Source organism: Pedobacter duraquae, assembly GCF_004362245.1.
GTDB classification, from domain to species: domain Bacteria; phylum Bacteroidota; class Bacteroidia; order Sphingobacteriales; family Sphingobacteriaceae; genus Pedobacter; species Pedobacter duraquae.
On the sequence record NZ_SNWM01000012.1, the window covers coordinates 1 to 1,363 of the forward strand.

General features: G+C 43.0%; 2 protein-coding genes. Both read left to right on the forward strand.

Translation table 11 applies throughout. The features are described 5' to 3' along the window. Window positions 1-756, forward strand: a 756-nt coding sequence (locus CLV32_RS22990) for an efflux RND transporter periplasmic adaptor subunit (protein ID WP_133559321.1), incomplete at its 5' end; no start/stop codon positions are given. Between the two features lie 3 nt (window positions 757-759). Next, complete coding sequence (locus CLV32_RS22995) at window positions 760-1,197, forward strand: Fur family transcriptional regulator (RefSeq protein WP_133559322.1); 438 nt, start codon at window positions 760-762, stop codon at window positions 1,195-1,197. The last annotated feature ends 166 nt before the right edge of the window (window positions 1,198-1,363 follow it).

Here is a 1,363-nt window from a genome sequence, read left to right on the forward strand (position 1 = left end):
AAAGCTGCTGGGGCTGGTACAGGGAAGTCTTTTCAATCGTCCCAGGCTACTTATAATGCAGAACGCTCAAGGCTTACTTCCTACCAGAGCCAGCTGAGGCAACTTGGCATAAGTCCAGGAAAGGTTTCCGAAGGAAACATTGTTTCCCAATTTCCTGTTGTTTCTCCAATCAGCGGAACCGTAGGACACGTTATTGCCAATACCGGCGCCTTTGTCGAGCCAGGAACTTCCATTATGGAAGTGGTGGACAATTCAAAAATCCACTGCGACCTTACCGTTTTCGAAAAGGATCTGATGCAGGTAAAAGTCGGGCAAAAAGTTGCCTTTCAACTGACCAATCAAAACAATGATTTGATTACAGGCACCATCAACGGAATTAATAAGTCTTTTGAAAATGAAAGTAAAGGTGTAGTCGTTCATGCGGTAATTAATAACAGGGAACATAAGAATCTGATCCCAGGAATGTATGTTACTGCACTGATCAGTACAGGCAGCCAGTTGACTTCTGCTGTTCCAGTTGACGCAGTTGTTCGTTCTCAGGGCAAACAATACATTTTTGTTGTAATCCAACAGGAAGAAGAAAACGGCAAAGAGAAAAAAGTGAATTTCAAAAAACAGGAGGTTACCACAGGAGTTAGTGAATTGGGTTACATCGAAATTAAACCGCTGAATCCTTTAGCTGAAAATGTCAAGATTGCTTTAAAGGGCGCTTTTTACCTGGAATCAAAATCAGCCGGTGGCGCTGAGGAGGAATAAGCGATGAAAGACTTAGAGCCCATCCTATTAGAAAAAAAGATCAATCCAACTGCCATGCGTTTAGTGGTGCTGGACTTCTTGCTGAAACAATCCAGTGCAGTTAGCCTTACTGATATGGAACTAGCGCTGGAAAGAACAGACCGGGTTACTTTGTACCGGAGCATAAAAACATTTGAAGATCATGGACTGGTTCACCGGATTGAAGACGGAAGCGGTACCGCAAAATTTGCGATTTGTCAACCCTCCTGTACCACTGAAGGGCACCATGATTTGCATATCCATTTTTACTGCAACAATTGCCAGGAAACCTATTGTTTACCTCAAACACAGATCCCGGAAGTCAAATTGCCAGAAGGGTACCAGGGGCAGCAGGTAAGCTTGGTGGTTAAAGGCATCTGCAGCGAATGTAAAAATCAATGCAATACAATTGCAGCTCATTGAGCTGTAAATTTGATATAAATGACGATGGAAAATATAAACGGCGCTAATGACCGGTTGAAAGAATTAACCCTACAGGTTAGGGAAAAGGCATTAGCCCTTGCTTCTGGATATGAAAATAATGGAATGAATGCAAATGAAGCGCTGCAAAAAGGAATTGCAGAGGCCG

Coding starts and splice junctions, on each gene's coding strand:
- CLV32_RS22995 (WP_133559322.1), top strand. CDS start 760: ATGAAAGACTTAGAGCCCATCCTATTAGAAAAAAAGATCAATCCAACT.